The sequence below is a fragment of the Ensifer adhaerens genome (genome assembly GCF_001270265.1).
In the GTDB taxonomy this organism is placed as follows: Bacteria; Pseudomonadota; Alphaproteobacteria; order Rhizobiales; family Rhizobiaceae; genus Ensifer; species Ensifer adhaerens_B.
Genome location: NZ_LGAP01000002.1, coordinates 588,122 through 604,686 on the forward strand (window position 1 = coordinate 588,122; position 16,565 = coordinate 604,686).

The 16,565-nt window shown below is 62.9% G+C and carries 13 protein-coding genes; 9 read left to right on the forward strand and 4 right to left on the reverse strand.

Annotation, left to right across the window (positions count from 1 at the left end; all coding sequences use genetic code 11):
• Positions 1-12: 12 nt before the first annotated feature.
• The 3 genes from AC244_RS07610 (at position 13) to sbmA (ending at position 3,465) form a co-directional block, all read left to right on the forward strand.
• The gene (locus AC244_RS07610; RefSeq protein WP_053248161.1) at positions 13-717 is read left to right on the forward strand and encodes a hypothetical protein; all 705 of its coding nucleotides are present in this window, start codon (positions 13-15) and stop codon (positions 715-717) included.
• 122 nt (positions 718-839) lie between these two features.
• Positions 840-2,039, forward strand: coding sequence for an MFS transporter (locus tag AC244_RS07615; RefSeq protein ID WP_202596049.1), 1,200 nt, complete (start codon positions 840-842; stop codon positions 2,037-2,039).
• A 166-nt stretch (positions 2,040-2,205) separates the two neighbouring features.
• Entirely contained in the window at positions 2,206-3,465 is a 1,260-nt protein-coding gene (gene sbmA, locus AC244_RS07620; protein ID WP_053248162.1) for a peptide antibiotic transporter SbmA, read from the forward strand.
• A gap of 21 nt (positions 3,466-3,486) precedes the next feature.
• On the opposite strand, the gene AC244_RS07625 is transcribed toward sbmA, so the two are convergent.
• Positions 3,487-4,506 carry a polysaccharide deacetylase family protein gene (locus AC244_RS07625; protein WP_053248163.1) on the reverse strand — a complete coding sequence of 340 codons (1,020 nt, stop codon included), beginning with the start codon at positions 4,504-4,506 and terminating at the stop codon, positions 3,487-3,489.
• A 176-nt stretch (positions 4,507-4,682) separates the two neighbouring features.
• Between AC244_RS07625 and AC244_RS07630 the strand changes: the two genes are divergently transcribed.
• The 3 genes from AC244_RS07630 (at position 4,683) to der (ending at position 7,583) form a co-directional block, all read left to right on the forward strand.
• On the forward strand, positions 4,683-5,270 hold the full coding sequence (locus tag AC244_RS07630; RefSeq protein ID WP_053248164.1) for an NnrU family protein: 588 nt from the start codon (positions 4,683-4,685) through the stop codon (positions 5,268-5,270).
• Between the two features lie 93 nt (positions 5,271-5,363).
• Positions 5,364-6,032: a tetratricopeptide repeat protein gene (locus AC244_RS07635; protein WP_053248165.1), complete on the forward strand. Its 669-nt coding sequence runs from the start codon at positions 5,364-5,366 to the stop codon at positions 6,030-6,032.
• 117 nt (positions 6,033-6,149) lie between these two features.
• The gene (gene der, locus AC244_RS07640) at positions 6,150-7,583 is read left to right on the forward strand and encodes a ribosome biogenesis GTPase Der (RefSeq protein ID WP_053248166.1); all 1,434 of its coding nucleotides are present in this window, start codon (positions 6,150-6,152) and stop codon (positions 7,581-7,583) included.
• A gap of 54 nt (positions 7,584-7,637) precedes the next feature.
• On the opposite strand, the gene AC244_RS07645 is transcribed toward der, so the two are convergent.
• Positions 7,638-8,552: a sugar kinase gene (locus AC244_RS07645; RefSeq protein WP_053248167.1), complete on the reverse strand. Its 915-nt coding sequence runs from the start codon at positions 8,550-8,552 to the stop codon at positions 7,638-7,640.
• A 179-nt stretch (positions 8,553-8,731) separates the two neighbouring features.
• On the opposite strand from AC244_RS07645, the gene AC244_RS07650 reads away from it, so the two are divergent.
• Positions 8,732-10,369 carry an alpha-glucosidase family protein gene (locus AC244_RS07650; protein WP_053248168.1) on the forward strand — a complete coding sequence of 546 codons (1,638 nt, stop codon included), beginning with the start codon at positions 8,732-8,734 and terminating at the stop codon, positions 10,367-10,369.
• Positions 10,369-10,833: an aminoglycoside 6'-N-acetyltransferase gene (gene aac(6'), locus AC244_RS07655; RefSeq protein ID WP_053248169.1), complete on the forward strand. Its 465-nt coding sequence runs from the start codon at positions 10,369-10,371 to the stop codon at positions 10,831-10,833. Before AC244_RS07650 ends, aac(6') begins: the two co-directional genes overlap by 1 nt.
• 15 nt (positions 10,834-10,848) lie before the next feature.
• Here the strand turns inward: aac(6') and ade are convergent, their stop codons facing one another.
• Together ade and AC244_RS07665 are read right to left on the reverse strand one after the other, a co-directional pair.
• Positions 10,849-12,546 carry an adenine deaminase gene (gene ade, locus AC244_RS07660; RefSeq protein ID WP_053248170.1) on the reverse strand — a complete coding sequence of 566 codons (1,698 nt, stop codon included), beginning with the start codon at positions 12,544-12,546 and terminating at the stop codon, positions 10,849-10,851.
• Positions 12,547-12,633: 87 nt separating this feature from the next.
• Positions 12,634-13,962 carry an aspartate aminotransferase family protein gene (locus AC244_RS07665; RefSeq protein ID WP_053248171.1) on the reverse strand — a complete coding sequence of 443 codons (1,329 nt, stop codon included), beginning with the start codon at positions 13,960-13,962 and terminating at the stop codon, positions 12,634-12,636.
• 344 nt (positions 13,963-14,306) lie between these two features.
• Here AC244_RS07665 and AC244_RS07670 point away from each other — a divergent pair, with 344 nt between their 5' ends.
• On the forward strand, positions 14,307-16,565 hold the full coding sequence (locus tag AC244_RS07670; protein ID WP_234716869.1) for a glycoside hydrolase family 9 protein: 2,259 nt from the start codon (positions 14,307-14,309) through the stop codon (positions 16,563-16,565).

The following is a 16,565-nucleotide window of genomic DNA, read 5'->3' on the forward strand; positions in this document are numbered from 1 at the left end:
CGAATGAAACGAATGAGACCTGCATCGCTGATACTGCTGTTTACCCTCCTGGCGGTTCTGCCAGGCTGCGACATGTTTGGTTTCCGGGATTGGGAGTGGCATCAGAAGCTCACGGTCACTGTCGAAACACCCAGTGGCGAGATCACAGCAAGCGCTGTTACGGTCGCGGAGTGGGAGATGCCGCCAAAGTGGTTCAAGATTGGCGACTCCGGTGGAGGGGGTGGTGCCGGAACCCTTGAGGGCGAAGCTCTGGTGCTGGAAGTGGCTCCGGGGCGGTACTTGTTCGCCCTATTGAAGGGCTATGCTCCAGGAACGGCTTTTTTCACCTTGGCGGATCCGCCATTGAAGGACTATGGGCGCGAGGAAATCCGGCGATCCCTAGACAGCTTGGCGGCGGGTCGTCCAGTGCGCGAGCTCCCTCGGCACACCTATCCGGTGTTCGCGACGATTGATGACCCAGCCAACCCCGAGAGCCTTCAGGAAGTCCATCCTGATCACCTCAATCTCGCGTTCGGCCCCGGTGTTCGTCTGAAGACGGTCACCCTGTCGGTGACTGACGAGCCAGCTACGAAGGGCAAGGTAGAGGCGGCCCTTGGCGCTGGTTTCTTCAAAAAATGGCAGATGCAGTTCGACGAAGACTTTAAGAAAAACGGACCTTTTGCGCAGTCACCCTTCGCGTTTCAGATTACTCGAAACGATTTCGTGGTAGGAGACTAGCGGATCCGGGTGCGTGCGGTTTTCCGCCTCACCCGGGCTCACGGGCAATCGTTCGATTTCTTCAATAGGACCTTCAATTTTAGTCGTTTGTGGTCTCCCGTGTTGCGGTGCAATAAACCGATATGACCACGCTCGACAGACCGCTTCAGACCAACATCGCTGCCACGGCGACCGCCGGCGCCATCGCCATGGCCGTCGCCATGGGCTTCGGTCGTTTCTCCTACACGCCGATCCTGCCGGCGATGATGACCGATCTCGGCCTGTCGCCTGGCGATGCCGGCCTCATCGCCTCGGCCAATTTCGTTGGCTATCTCGCCGGCGCCATCCTCGCCGCCTACGGCTGGGCGCATGGACATGAACGCCGGATCGGCCTTTCGGCGCTCGTTGCCACGACGCTGTTGCTTGCGGCGATGGGCCTGTCCTCCTCCGTCGCCGTGCTGGCGCTCATCCGCTTTCTGGCCGGTCTCGCCAGCGCCTTCGCCATGATTTTCATTTCCGGCATCGTGCTCGGCCATGGCCTGCTCGCGCGCTCCGAACAGGTGCCGGCGATGCATTTCGGCGGCGTCGGCCTTGGTATCGCGCTCTCGTCGCTCTGCGTCTGGGCGAACCCGCTGGCCGGTCACGCCGGGCTTTCCATGTCGCAAAGCGACTGGTTCACCGGTGCGCTCGTCGGCCTGATAGGTACCGTGCTGGTCGCGGCCCTGCTGCCGGGCACTCCCGTTTCCGGCGCGGGCGCGGTGCGGGAGAAGCCGCTTCGCTGGACGCGACCGTTGACGGTGATGACGTTCACCTATGCGCTATTCGGTTTCGGCTACGTCATCACCGCCACCTTCCTCGTCGCCATGGCGCGCGACCCAAGTGGCGGCCACAGCATCGAGTTTCTCGCCTGGCTGTTGACGGGCTTGAGTGCTGCGCTCTCCATTTACTTCTGGCGTTTCGCCGTGCCGCGTTTCGGCCTTGCCGGCGTCTATGCGATCGGCCTGCTGGTCGAGGCCGTGGGCCTCGTGTTGACGGTCAGCCTTCCCTTGCCCTATGCGCCGCTCGCCGGCGGTCTGATGCTCGGCGCAACCTTCATGATGATCACCGCCTATGGCCTGCAGATCGGCCGGCAACTCGCGCCGGAAAGTCCGCGTCGTGCGCTTGCGCTGATGACCGCCGCCTTCGGCATCGGCCAGATCGTCGGCCCTCTGGTTGCCGGCTGGCTTGCGGAGCGCACCGGCAGCTTTGCAGCGCCGACCTTGATTGCTGCGGCGGTGCTCTTCCTCTGCGGCGGCGTCATCGTCATCGAGTTGAAGCGGATTTCCGCAGCGTTGAAGTCCTGACCGCCACCGCCCGCCATGGTAAAGCTCGTCCGCCCGGCGCGTCTTCGGCGTGCATGAAATAACAGTAACGTTTGTATTACTGGATTGTTGATGACGGCGCTTTGCCCTAGTTTCGGCGCTTCGGGAGGCGAGTTGTTCTCCTCCCCCGAAACGAGAGTGCCGTACGTTGTTCCTATCCTTCTTCCCGAAGCCGAAGCTCTTTTTCATTTCCTTCGTCGTCTGGTCGCTGGTCGCCATTGCCTTCTGGTACGGCGAAGGCGAGCATCTGGGCGCCGTCTTCGGTATGCCACCCTTGCCCTCGGATGCGCCGCCGATCGTCGGCATCTCCGCCTTCTGGTCGCCCGCCTTCGTTTGGTTCTATCTCTACTTCGGGCTGGTCGTCGGCCTGTTCGCGGCATTCTGGTACGTCTACTCGCCGCATCGCTGGCAGAACTGGTCGATTCTTGGCTCGGCACTCATCCTCTTCGTCACCTATTTCCAGGTGCAGGTGAGCGTGGCGATCAACAATTGGTACGGGCCGTTTTGGGATCTGATCCAGGCGGCCGTTTCGAAGTCCAAGGTGGTTACGGCAGACGAGTTCTACGGCCAGATTGCTGTCTTCCTCGGCATTGCGCTTGTCGCAGTGGCAGTCGCCGTCATGACGCGCTTCTTCGTCAGCCACTACATCTTCCGCTGGCGCACGGCGATGAACGAATACTACATGGCCCATTGGGGCAAGCTTCGCCATATCGAAGGTGCTTCGCAGCGTGTGCAGGAAGACACGATGCGCTTTTCCACGACGGTCGAGGGACTCGGCGTCAGCCTGATCGACAGCGTCATGACGTTGATTGCCTTCACGCCGGTGTTGATCCGCCTTTCGGAGAACGTGACCGAACTGCCGATTGTCGGCGCCATTCCCTATCCGCTCGTCACCGCCGCCGTGCTCTGGTCGTTGTTCGGCACGGTGTTTCTGGCGGTCGTCGGTATCAAGCTGCCGGGTCTCGAGTTCCGCAATCAGCGTGTCGAGGCGGCCTTTCGCAAGGAGTTGGTCTATGGCGAGGATCACGCCGACCGCGCTCAGCCTCCGACCGTTGCCGATCTCTTCGACAACGTTCGTCGGAATTATTTCCGACTCTATTTCCACTATCTCTACTTCAACATCGCCCGCATCTTCTATTTGCAGATCAACAACATCTTTTCGTTGCTGATCCTGGCGCCGTCGATCATCGCCGGCAAGATCTCGCTCGGCGCGTTGAACCAGATCTCGGGCGCTTTCGGGCAGGTGACGTCGTCGTTTCAGTACCTCGTTTCGTCCTGGCCGACCATTGTCGAGCTTCTGTCGATCTACAAGCGTCTGCGCGCCTTCGAAGCGGCAATCGACGATGAGCCCCTGCCGGAAATCGAGCAGAAGTTCATCGCCGTCGGTGGCGACGAAGAACTGGCCTGAGCCGGGCCAAATGCGAAACAATCAGAAGGCGGAGCGATCCGCCTTCTTCTTTGCCTCGTCGATCATCGGCAGCGCCTGGGCGTAGCTGACGCAGGCGACATCGGGCTTGGTGCAGACATCGGTCAGCAGCCGGTCGAGCGCGCGCCAGTAGGCGCCGCCGTTCATTTCGACGAAATGGAAGCCGAGCTGCAGCGGGATCCGGTCGCCGGCATACTCCCTGTCAAAGGCCTTCCTGTAGGCCTCGTATGTGCGCGCCTCGAAGGCGGCGCCGTCCTTCTTGTTTTCCACGCCCATGGAATGGCGCACGAACAGATTGTAGTCCATGCCGATGACCGGCCGCTTGGATGGTCCTTCGGGGATCAGCGGCAGGCCGAAGCGCGGCAGGCCATCCTTTTCCATCGGCCAGCCCGGCCCCTTGGTCACCAGGCTCGCGTCATAGGTGAAGCCGGATGCCTTCAAGGCCGGAAGCAGGCCGTCGCTCAGCGAAAGGTAGGGTGCGCGGAAACCCTTGATGCCGGTCCGGACAAATTCAGCCCAGCCTTCAGGCTCGGCCTCGGGCTTGTCCGCCTTCTTCCAGGCATCGCGTAGCGCCGTGTCGAATGTCGAGAATTCGCTTTGCCAGTCAGCCTTCGTCCAGCCCTTGCCATCGAAATGGCCGCAGGCGTGGCTGGCAATGTCGTGGCCGTCGAGATGGGCCTGCCAGATGTGGCCGGCGCGGGCGGTGATTTCTTCGCGGCTCTGGGCAAAACCGACATTGGAGCGACCCGGTTTCAGCCCCGGCGGCTTGTAGATCTGCTTACCGTCGGCCCGTGTCATCAGAAACGTGCAGGAGAGGAAGTAGGTGAAATGCGCATTGGTGCGCTTGGCCATCGCCAGGCTCTTCTCCCACAGCGCGTTGTCATGTGCGCCGTCGAAGGAAACGATGACGAGCTGCTTGTCCTTCGCCGGAACAGCCGGCGTGGCCATGTCGAACGTGGGTTCGGCAGCGGCGGCGAGGGTAGGGACAAGGGCGAGGGAAAGGGCAATAAATGTTCGGATCATGATATCTGCGACGATTTGCGTATGCGGTCCCTTTATCCAGGAATGCGGCAATCCTTTGATCTGTCTGGAAATTTCTACACACTCCGGCTATGCCTGATACCAAGTCTCGGTGATAGGAACCCATCATCGAGACTTGGTATGAGTGGACAGAACAACAATGAAGGACGGGTGACGACATGGCGCTGCTGATATTGGGTATCGTGATCTTCCTGGGCATCCATCTCGTTCGCAGCTTCGCGCCCGGCCTGCGCGCATCGGTGATCGCCCGCAGCGGCACCGGTGCCTGGCATGCGATCCACGGCATTTGTGCGCTGGTCGGCCTCGGCCTGATCGCCTATGGCTTTGATCAGGCCCGTGCCTCCACCGGCATGCTCTACGCGCCCCCGGTGTTCCTCGCTCATATCGCGCTGACCTTGATGCTGATCGCCAGCATCTGTCTCGTGGCCGCCTATCTTCCGCCGGGCAAGATCCGGACGGTCACCAAACATCCGGCGATCCTTGCGATCAAGATCTGGGCACTCGCCCATCTGCTTGCCAATGGCGAGACGTCGTCGGTGCTGCTCTTCGGCACGTTCCTCGCCTGGGCGGTCATCCTGCGAATTTCGATGAAGAAGCGCTGGCGCGCCGGCGAAATCACCTATCCGGCGTTTGTTTCCTACCGCTATGACCTGATCGCCGTGGTGATCGGCGCCGCCCTTTACGGGGTGATTGTGTGGACGTTGCACGAACTGGTGATCGGCGTTTCTCCCATGGTTGTCGGCTAAATAACGCACGCCCCCTTACAACTGCCGCAAAATCGGGTAGAAGGCGCAAAATCCTAATAGCGTGCAGGGAAGGCCGAGAGGCCGGGGCAATCGATGGCGAACCAAGACGACAGCTTTATCCGCGAGGTGAATGAAGAACTGCGTTCGGACCGGATGAAGAACATCTGGGCCCGTTTCGGCAGCGTCATCGTGGCGATCGCCGTGCTGATCGTTCTGGGAACCGTCGGCAAGGTCGGCTACGACTACTGGCGCGACAACGCATCTTCAAAGTCCGGCGACGAATTCCTGCAGGCGCTGAACCTTGCCAAGGAAAACAAGGCCGACGAAGCGCTGGCCGCTCTGAACAACCTGCAGAAGGATGGCTACGGTGCCTATCCGGTGCTCGCCCGTCTTCGCGCGGCGACGCTTCAGGCCGAGAAGGGCGAGATCGATGCCGCCATCAAGGCGTTTTCGGATATCGGCAAGGATACAAGCCTGCCCGAGGCGCTTCGCGATGCCGCCCGGCTGCGTGCCGCCTACCTGCTGGTCGATCACGGCACCTATGACCAGGTTTCGGCCGAAGTCGAGCAACTGGCCGTGCCGCAGAACAATATGCGCCACTCGGCGCGCGAGGCGCTTGGCCTTTCTGCCTACAAGGCCGGTGATATCGCCAAGGCGAAGAGCTGGTTCCAACAGATCGTCGATGACGCCCAGAGCCCGCGCAATGTCGCAGGCCGGGCGCAGATGCTGCTCGACGTGATTGCCGCGAGCGGCAAAGCCTAAGCGCATATCCCTGGAGACCGGGTCCGGTCTTTGGAAAGGATATGTTGATTATCAAACTGTTGAAGCGCTGCGTGTCCTGATGACGCGCAGCGCTTTCAGACGGAAACGGATACGTTCATGAGTTTCACCGTCGCCATCATCGGGCGCCCCAATGTCGGCAAGTCCACCTTGTTCAACCGCCTGGTTGGCAAGAAGCTGGCGCTCGTCGACGATACGCCGGGTGTTACCCGTGACCGCCGTCCGGGCGATGCCAAGCTCATCGACCTCAAGTTCCGCATCATCGATACCGCCGGCCTGGAGCAATCCGCACCCGACAGCCTTCAGGGCCGCATGTGGGCGCAGACCGAAGCTGCGATCGACGAGGCCGACCTGTCGCTGTTCGTCGTTGACGCCAAGGCGGGCCTGACGCCGGCCGACAACACGCTGGCGGAAATGCTGCGCCGGCGCGGCAAGCCGGTCGTGCTCGTCGCCAACAAGTCCGAGGCGCGTGGTTCGGACGGCGGTTTCTATGACGCCTTCACGCTCGGTCTTGGCGACCCGTGCCCGATTTCGGCCGAGCATGGCCAGGGCATGCTCGATCTGCGCGACGCGATCATCGCTGCGATCGGCGAAGACCGGGCCTATCCGCCGGAAGACGATGTGGCCGAGACCGACATCGACCTGCGCCCGACCACCGGCGAGACGGGGGAAGAGGATGACGAGGCCGAGCCTGCCTACGACGAAACCAAGCCGCTGCGCGTGGCGATCGTCGGCCGGCCGAATGCCGGCAAGTCGACGCTGATCAACCGGTTCCTTGGCGAAGACCGGCTTTTGACCGGACCGGAAGCCGGCATTACCCGCGATTCGATCTCGGTCGAGTGGGACTGGCGCGGCCGCACCATCAAGATGTTCGATACTGCCGGCATGCGCCGCAAGGCCAAGGTGCAGGAGAAGCTGGAGAAGCTCTCGGTTGCCGATGCGCTGCGCGCCATCCGCTTCGCCGAAACGGTGGTGATCGTCTTCGACGCGACCATTCCGTTCGAAAAGCAGGACCTGCAGATCGTCGATCTCATCATTCGCGAAGGCCGGGCCGCCGTGATCGCCTTCAACAAATGGGATCTGGTGGAAGATTGGCAGGCGGTGCTTGCCGATCTGCGCGAAAAGACCGAGCGGCTGTTGCCGCAGGCGCGCGGCATTCGCGCCATTCCGATTTCCGGCCATACCGGTTACGGTCTCGACCGCCTGATGCAGGCGATCATCGACACCGACAAGACCTGGAACCGTCGCATCTCGACGGCGCGCCTCAACCGTTGGCTCGAATCCCAGCAGGTGCAGCATCCGCCACCGGCCGTTTCCGGCCGTCGCCTGAAGCTGAAATACATGACGCAGGTGAAGGCCCGCCCGCCGGGCTTCATGATCTCGTGCACGCGTCCCGACGCGCTGCCGGAATCCTATACGCGTTACCTGATCAACGGACTGCGTAGCGATTTCGATCTACCTGGTGTGCCGATCCGCATCCACTATCGTGCATCGGACAATCCGTTCGAGAGCAAGTCCCGCAAGAAGCGCTGAGCCCACTGGCCTCAGCGCCTATGACCGCGGTTGGCGGGAAGCCGAAGCGAAGCCTCAGCCGACGAGTTTGCTCTTGTCGACGAGCGCACCGTGATGGCCGATGACGCCGGCGGCGATGCGGGCCGCAAAGGCTGCGGCCGTGCTCGGCGTATCGCCCGCAACGAGGCGCGAGAGGAAGGCACCGTTGAAGCTGTCGCCGGCGCTGGTGGTGTCGACCACACGCTCGACCGGCGTGGCCGGCACATGGTCGATCTCGGCGCCAGCAAAAGCCAGCGTCACACCCTTTTCCCCGTCCTTGACCACCACATCGGCAACGCCCAGCGCCTTGTAGCGCTCGATCGTCGCCTGGATCGAGCCGTCGCCGAAATGCGTGACTTCGTCGTCGAAGCTCGGCATTACCAGGCTGGCTGCGCGGGCGCCGTCCGTCAGTGTCTGGCGCATGCGCTCGGCGTCGTCCCACAGGCGAGGGCGAATGTTGGGATCGAAGACGACGCGTTTACCCGCGGCCTTGGCGCGGCGCAGTTCGGCAAGCAGCGTTTCCACCGCCGCGGGCGCCAGGATGGCAAGGGTGATGCCGGAAAACAGGATGAGGTCGGAGCCTTCGATGGCCCGGCGCAGGTGGTCGGGATCGTCGGCGAGAAGTCGTGCGGCGGAAGCCGAGCGCCAATAGGAGAAGCTGCGTTCGCCGTCCTTCAGATGGATCATGTAGAGGCCCGGCGTGCGGCCCTCGATCTTGCGAACGGGCGTGGTGTCGATGCCCTTTTCGGCCATGAAGGCGAGCATTTCGTCGGAAACCGTGTCAGTGCCGACCGCAGAGCAATAGCCGACCGACCAATCGCTCGGCATGAACAGCCGCGCGTAGTAGGCGGCGTTGAAGGTGTCGCCAGCATAACCCTTGCGCAGCAGACCGCCCTCAGCCTGCATCAATTCGACCATGCACTCCCCGATCGAAAGCATCGTTCCGGCCAACGTCTTCTCTCCCTTTGGTTTTCCCGTGCTGACGGGATAAGGTTCAAGACCGGTCTCGGCAAGAGATTGTTTTCCCGCGCATAAGGATTTGAGCGGTGCCGTGGCTGCAGTCCGGCGTTTACTCGCGCGCCGGGCGAGGCTACATCTTGGCGCACAGATCGGCTTCACGGGGGCAGGGCATGGCGTCTCAGCAGGGTTCGGGTGACGATTGGTGGCGCGGCGCGGTGATCTATCAGGTCTACCCGCGCTCGTTTCAGGATACCGATGACGATGGCATCGGTGACCTCAAGGGCGTCACGCGACGGCTCGGCCACATCGCCTCGCTCGGCGTCGACGCCATCTGGCTGTCGCCGTTCTTCACCTCGCCGCAGGCCGACATGGGCTATGACGTCTCGGATTATTGCGATGTCGATCCGATGTTCGGCACACTTGCCGATTTCGACGAAATGTTGACGCAGGCGCACCGCCTTGGCCTCAAGGTGATCATCGACCAGGTGATTTCCCATTCGTCCGACCGCCATCCCTGGTTCGTCGAAAGCCGCGCAAGTCGTGAGAACCCGAAGGCAGACTGGTATGTCTGGGCCGACCCGAAGCCGGACGGCACTGCGCCCAACAACTGGCTTTCGATCTTCGGCGGGCCAGCCTGGGAATGGGACGGGGTGCGCAAGCAATATTACATGCACAACTTCCTCGCTTCGCAGCCGGATCTCAATTTCCATAATCCTGAAGTCCAGGACGCGGCGCTCGATGCGGCGCGCTTCTGGCTCGACCGTGGCGTCGACGGCTTCCGGCTGGATACCGTGAATTTCTATTTCCACGATCGCCATCTCCGGGACAATCCGCCGCTGGTGCCGGATCCGGATGCGACCAGCAACGATGCGCCCGATGTCAATCCCTATGGCATGCAGGACCATCTCTACGACAAGAGCCAGCCGGAGAACGTTGCATTTCTCCAACGATTCCGCGCGCTGCTCGACAGCTATGGCGGGCGCACGACGGTGGGGGAGGTCGGAGACGGGGCGCGGTCGCTGAAGACGGTGGCGGCCTATACCAGCGGCGGCGACAAGCTGCACATGTGCTACACCTTCGACCTGCTCGGCCCGGATTTCACCGCCAGCCACATCCGCCGCTGCGTCGACAATTTCCAGAAGGCGGTCACCGACGGCTGGGTGTGCTGGGCCTTTTCCAACCACGACGTCATGCGCCATGTCAGCCGCTTTGCCGAGAGCGAGGCGGAACGGGACGTGGTCGCCAAGCTGGCAATCACCCTGCTCGCCACCTTGCGTGGCTCGGTGTGCCTCTATCAGGGCGAAGAACTCGGCCTGCCTGAGGCGGACGTCGCCTTCGAGGACCTGCGCGATCCCTATGGCATCCGCTTCTGGCCGTCCTTCAAGGGGAGGGACGGATGCCGGACGCCGATGGTGTGGGAGGCGGCCGTCAGGAATGCCGGTTTCTCTGCGGGCAAGCCGTGGCTGCCGGTGCCGGCTGAACAGGCGCGGCTGGCGGTCGATACGCAGGAGGCTGGCGCTGTCACAGTGCTGAACCCTTATCGCGCCATGCTGGCCTTTCGCAAATCGCATGCGGTCCTGCACGACGGCGACATGTCGTTTCTCGAGAGCAACCGCGACCTTCTGGCTTTCATCCGCGAAAGGAACGGCGAGCGGTTGCTCTTCGTCTTCAACCTGACGCGAGAGCCGCAGGAATTCCTTGTCGCCGATACGGTCGTGGAAGCCATACCCTTGCCGGGCCAATCGGCGCAGGTGACAGGTGGGGTGCTGAAACTCGACGGCTTGAGCGCCTATTGCGGGAAACATTGATGCGCGTGTTGCTGATGAATGCAGACATGGTCGGACGCTGGCTGGATATGCGGCTGGCGCTCTGGTCCGATACGCCGGCTGGCATCCACCGCGGCGAGATAGACGCCTGTCTCGCCGCCGGGGAGCGGCAGGCCGCTTTCCTTTGCGAAGACGATGCCGGTGTCGCTGCCGGCTTTGCCGAGGTGTCGTTGCGCACCGATTACGTCAATGGCTGCGAGACGTCACCGGTTGCCTTTCTCGAAGGTATCTATGTGCTTCCCCGCTACCGGCGCCATGGCGTGGCGCGGGCGCTGATCACGGCTGCCGAGCGCTGGGCCGTCAGCCACGGCTGCCGGGAGCTTGCCTCCGACACCGACACTGACAACCTGGAAAGCCAGAGCCTGCACACCGCGCTCGGTTTCGAGGAAACCGAGCGGGTCGTCTATTTTCGCAAGGAGCTCTCGGCGTCGTTCACCGACAACTGAGCGAGCCGACCTTGCTCAGCCGATCAGCATGAACTTGTCGACATCGACAAGCCCGCGGTCTGAGATCTTCAGGTGCGGGATCACCGGCAGCGGCAGGAAGGCGAGCTGCAGGAAGGGTTCTTCCAGCGTGGCGCCCGACGCAAAAGCAGCCTGACGCAGGTGATGCAAGGTGTCGCGCACGGATTCGTGCGGCTCCAGGCTCATCAGACCCGCCACCGGCAATGCGATCTCGCCGGTAACCTTGCCATCCTCGACGACGACGAAGCCGCCCTTGATCTGGCCAAGACGATTGGCGGCGGTCGCCATGTCCTCGACGTTGACGCCGACGACGCAGATGTTGTGGCTGTCATGGCCGACCGTCGAGGCGATCGCGCCCTTCTTGAGACCGAAGCCCTGCACGAAGCCGTTGGCGTGGTTGCCATTGACGCCGTGCCGCTCGATCACCGCCACCTTGATGATGTCGCGACCAAGGTCGACGCCGGTCTCGTTGCCATCAGCCGGCAGCCGGTAGCGGCGATGCTCGGTGATGATCTTGCCCGGCAGGACGCCGATGACCGACGTCTCGCTGTCGGAGTAGGGCACGCCGAAATCGCTGGCATTGACGTGGCCGGCCTTGACGCTGTCGAGCCCGACGGGCGCAACCGGCTTGCGGGTGGCAAACAGTGCGTCGGTCACGCGGCGGCCACCGGAAAACACCATCTGCGCCCGGCAGCTTTCGAGGCTGTCGAGCACGACGAGGTCGGCGCGCCAGCCGGGCGCCACCAGCCCGCGGTCGCGAAGGCCGAAGGCACGCGCGGCCGAGATCGAGGCGGCACGATAGATCGCCAGCGGCTCGACGCCCGCGGCGATCGCGGTGCGGATCATGTAGTCGAGGTGGCCCTGCTCGGCGATATCGAGTGGATTGCGGTCGTCGGTGCAGAGCGCAAGATAGGGCGAAAGCCGCTCGGTTATAACAGGCATCAGCGCGTGCAGGTCCTTGGAGACGGAGCCTTCGCGCACCAGGATGTGCATGCCCTTGCGGATCTTCTCCATCGCCTCTTCAGCCGTGGTGCATTCATGCTCCGTGCGGATGCCGGCCGAGAGGTAGCCGTTCAGGTCCTTGCCACGCAGCAGAGGCGCATGGCCGTCGATGTGGCCACCCTGGAACGCCTCGAGCTTGGCCAGGCATACGGGATCCTTGTGGATGACGCCGGGGAAGTTCATGAACTCGGCAAGGCCGATCACCTTCGGATGGTGGCGGAAAGGCAGCAGCCTTTCGATCGGCAGGTCGGCACCCGCCGTCTCCAGATGCGTTGCGGGCACGCAGGACGACAGCTGCACGCGGATATCCATGATCGTTTCGAGGGCGGAATCGAGAAAGAACTGGATGCCCTCGGTGCCGAGCACGTTGGCGATCTCGTGCGGGTCACAGATAACGGTGGTGATGCCGAGCGGCAGCACGCAGCGATCGAACTCGTGCGGCGTGACGAGCGAGGATTCGATATGCAGATGCGTATCGATGAAACCGGGCACGACGATGCGGCCGGAGATATCGATCTCCTCGCGCCCTTCATAGTCGCCATAGGTGCCGACGATGCGGCCCGCGGATATGGCGATGTCGGAGGCAATCAACTCACCCGTCACCAGATCGAAGAAGCGCCCGCCCTTGAGCACGATGTCGGCCGGCTCGCGGCCGACGCCCTGGTCGATCATTCGTTCCAACGCCGCGGACATCTGCACCCCTCATTTTCGGTCTGTAGATAAGATTAACCCTCTCCCCGTTGCCGGGGAAAGGGCCGTATTCTCAGGTGGACGACGTTATCAGATATTGTTGACGAGCACGTCGCGAAGCTTGTCGAACAGCTCGTCAATCTCCGCCTTGGAGATGATCAGCGGCGGCGAGAGCGCGATGATGTCGCCGGTGGTGCGGATCAGGAGGCCCTTTTCATAGGCCTTCAGGAAGGCGTTGAACGCACGCTTGGTCGGTTCGCCGGCGATCGGCTGCACCTCGATCGCGCCGATCAGGCCGACATTGCGGATGTCGATCACATTCGGGCAGTCCTTGAGCGAATGCAGGCCGTCCTCCCAATAGGAGGCAAGCTCGGCGGCGCGTGTCAAAAGGCCCTCTTCCTTGTAGGTGTCGAGGGTCCCAAGCGCTGCGGCCGAGGCGATCGGATTGCCGGAATAGGTGTAGCCGTGGAAGAACTCGATCAGGTGTTCCGGACCGTTCATGAAGGCGTCGTGGATTTCCGAGGTCACGAACACCGCGCCCATCGGGATCACGCCGTTGGTGAGCCCCTTCGCCGTGGTGATGATATCCGGCGTCACGTCGAAATATTGCGCGGCAAACGGCGTGCCGAGGCGACCGAAACCGGTGATGACCTCATCGAAGATCAACAGGATGCCGTGCTTGGTGCAGATATCGCGAAGCTTCTTGAGGTAGCCCTTCGGCGGGATCAGCACGCCGGTCGAACCTGCAACCGGCTCGACGATGACGGCGGCGATCGTCGAGGCGTCGTGCAGGGTGACGATGCGCTCAAGTTCTGTCGCCAGATCGCCGCCGTGCTCGGGCTCGCCGCGGGTAAACGCGTTCTGGGCCGGCAGGTGGGTGTGCGGCATGTGGTCGACGCCGGTCAGGAGCGTGCCGAACATCTTGCGGTTGGAGACGATGCCGCCGACCGAGATGCCGCCGAAATTGACGCCGTGATAGCCGCGCTCGCGACCAATCAGGCGGAAGCGCGAACCGTCGCCCTTGGCGCGGTGATAGGCCAGCGCCACCTTCAGCGCCGTGTCGACCGATTCAGAGCCGGAATTGGTGTAGAGAACGTGGTTCATGCCCGCAGGCGCGATATCGACCAGGCGGTTCGCCAGTTCGAAAGCCTTGGGATGACCGAGCTGGAAGGCCGGCGCATAGTCGAGTTCGCCCGCCTGTTCGCGGATCGCCTCGGTGATCTTCGGGCGACAATGGCCGGCATTGACGCACCAGAGACCGGCCGTGCCGTCGAGCACCGTGCGACCGTCATGGGTCGTATAGTGCATGTCCTTCGCGCTGACGAAGAGGCGTGGCTCCTTCTTGAACTGCCGGTTGGCGGTGAACGGCATCCAGAAGGCGCGCAGGTCGTTAGGCGTGGTATTCAGACGGTTCGACATTCCAGTTCTCCTCGGCATGGTCCTGTGTCGGGCAGCAGCGCCCGCTCGGATTCTTTTACCCTTTGGTCAAACTATCAGGGCGCCGGTTCGGGTCAAGCCTCGGGCGCTGCGCGTGCAACGGTGCGGGGGGTGTCTCGATTTCGCGGACGTGTGTGGTTCGCCGCAAAAAAAGCCTGTTCGACCGAGGCAGTACGCGGGTTTTTTCGTCGTAGGCCCGGACGTTTTCTCAAGTTTAACCTGTTTGCGTCAACGCTACCGCGCCGTGTACCGCCGGGTCGACGGCAGTGTTCCTCGCGTTGTCCGACGGTGCGATCCGGTGTCGAAAAAAACGGAGTGGCGAGACGGTGTCGAGGTTGGGGATCGCGCAGGCGGCTATTGTCGTCCTCATTCTGCCTGGCATGGCAGCGGGCGCCGACCTGATCGTCGACGGCCGCTTCGAGCAAGGCCAAGACAGCTTCTGGGCCGGCGAAGGCGTGGTGCTGACGCGGCGCGCGGGGCAGCTTTGCGCCGATGTTTCGGCAGGCGGCGAAACCTGGGACCGGCTTATCGGCATCAACGGACTGAAACTCGAACCGCGCCTTCATTACAGGCTTTCACTGTCGGCCACGGCCGATCCCGCCCGTGCCGTACCGGCCCGCATCCAGCGCGGTGCCGAGCCCTGGACGGTGCAGGGCGAGTTCAGCGTCGGCGGCACGCCCGGGCGTGCGCCGTTTTCGGCAGACTTCATGGCGTCGGAAGAGGAAGAGGCCCAGCTGGTTTTCCCGCTCGGCGGCGCCGAGAAAACCTGGCGCTTCTGTATCGACGACCTGTCGCTGGTCGAGATTGCTGCGCCTCCCGCTGCGGACAAGCGGGCGAACCAGGGGCCGGCCATCCGGGTCAACCAGCTCGGCTATTTCACTGACGGCCCGAAGCGGGCGACGGTGGTCTCGGAGGCGCGCCGCGCCATTTCCTTTCAGCTGGTCGATGCAAGCGATGTCGTCGTCGGCGAGGGGACGACGCGGCCGAGCGGCTTCGATCCGTCCGCCGGCGTCAGCACGCATGTGGCGGATTTTTCCGCCTATGCCGTTCCCGGCGAAGACTATAGGCTGGTCTCCGGCGACTGGAGCAGCGATCGCTTCTCGATCTCCGACGATCTCTATGGCCGCCTGCGGGTCGATGCGCTCTCCTGGTTCTATCCGCAGCGCAGCGGCATCAAGATCCGGGGCGATATCGCCGGCAAGGCCTATGCGCGGCCTGCCGGGCATGTCGGTGTCGCGCCGAACGAGGGCGACAAATCCGTCGGCTGCTTCACTGGCGCTGAGGCCGCCACGCTCTACGGCGACTGGTCCTGCTCCTATCGTCTCGACGTTTCCGGCGGTTGGTACGATGCCGGCGATCATGGCAAGTACGCCGTCAACGGGGCGATCTCGGTCGCGCAGCTGCTGGCCACGTTCGAGCGCGGCCGCGTTTTCGGCGGTGCTACGTCGCCTGTCCTCAGCGATCGGCTTTCGCGCATTCCCGAAAGCGGCAATGGCATTCCCGATTTGCTCGACGAAGCGCGATGGGAACTGCAATTCCTGCTTTCGATGATGGTGCCCGACGGCGAGCCGCTCGCCGGGATGGTGCATCACAAGATCCACGATACCGAGTGGACTTCGCCACCGATGCTGCCGAGCGAAGATCCGAAACCGCGGGCGCTCCACCGGCCTTCGACGGCCGCGACCTTCGATGTGGCGGCAGTGGCCGCGCAGGCCTCACGGCTCTTTGCCAAGGACAATCCGACCTTCGCCGCAAGGCTGTTGACGTCCGCGCGCAAGGCATGGGTGGCGGCCAATGCCAATCCGACGCTGTTCGCGCCGAAATCGGACGGCCTTTCAGGCGGCGGCGACTATGACGACGACGACGTTTCCGACGAACTCTATTGGGCCGCGGCAGAACTGTTCCTGACAACCGGAGAGGCGAAGTATCTCGATGCCTTGCGCGCTTCTCCGCACTGGGCAGGCGAGGTGTTGCCGCCGACCGGTGCGTTTCACTGGCGCAACGTTGCCGGCTTCGCCCGGCTGCAACTCGCGCTTTACGGCGGGGCCTTGCCCAGGGCCGATCGCGACATGGTGCGAAGCTCGGTTCTGACGGCGGCGGGGACATTCCTTCAGCTGCAGACGGCCGAGCCGTTCGGGCAGATCTATCGCCCTGGAAATCACCAGTACGACTGGGGATCGAACCAACTGATCCTGCAAAACATCATCGTCCTGTCGGTGGCCTTCGACCTTTCGGGGGATAGAGCCTTCCTCAATGCTGCGCGCGAGAGCATGGACTATATTCTCGGCCGCAATGCCATGGCGCTCTCCTACATCACCGGTTACGGCGCGCGCTCGCCCGAGAATCAGCATAGCCGCTGGTACGCGCATCAGGTGGACCCGACGCTGCCCAATCCGCCGGTCGGCTCGCTTGCCGGTGGGCCGAATTCGACGCCCGTGGATGCCATCGCCAAGCAGCGGCTGCAGGGTTGCGCGCCCCAGACCTGCTATGTCGACGATATCGAGGCCTATGGCTCCAATGAGATCACCATCAACTGGAATGCGCCGCTGGTCTATGTCGCGTCGTTCCTTGCCGATGCACGCTAG